Origin of the sequence: Psychrobacter sp. C 20.9, from assembly GCF_001921765.1 — a bacterium.
Taxonomy (GTDB): domain Bacteria; phylum Pseudomonadota; class Gammaproteobacteria; order Pseudomonadales; family Moraxellaceae; genus Psychrobacter; species Psychrobacter piscatorii_B.
This window is the reverse complement of the sequence record NZ_MRYC01000054.1, coordinates 1-249: the sequence shown is the minus strand read 5'-3', so window position 1 is coordinate 249 and position 249 is coordinate 1. Positions and strand designations below refer to the sequence as shown.

The 249-nt window shown below is 46.6% G+C and carries 1 protein-coding gene; it reads right to left on the bottom strand.

All coding sequences use genetic code 11. The annotated features are described in order from the left end of the window. Positions 1-36 precede the first annotated feature (36 nt). Positions 37-249: chorismate synthase (locus BTW00_RS13775; protein ID WP_143506635.1), on the bottom strand; the 213-nt coding region annotated here is incomplete at its 5' end.

Genomic DNA, 249 nt, shown 5'->3' with positions numbered 1-249 from the left:
AAAGCGACCTTTTGTAGAGATTGATGGAAAACTCAACTAGTCTGCTTGCGCTTTGATAATCGGAGTTTCACACTGAACGTCGGCGTTTTGGCCGCGATGACGTAACAGATGATCAATCAATGTCAAAGCCAACATGGCTTCTGCAATCGGCGTGGCACGAATACCGACACACGGGTCATGGCGACCTTTGGTAATCACATCAATGGAGTTGCCTTGACGATAAATACTCTTACCAGGCACCGTAATACT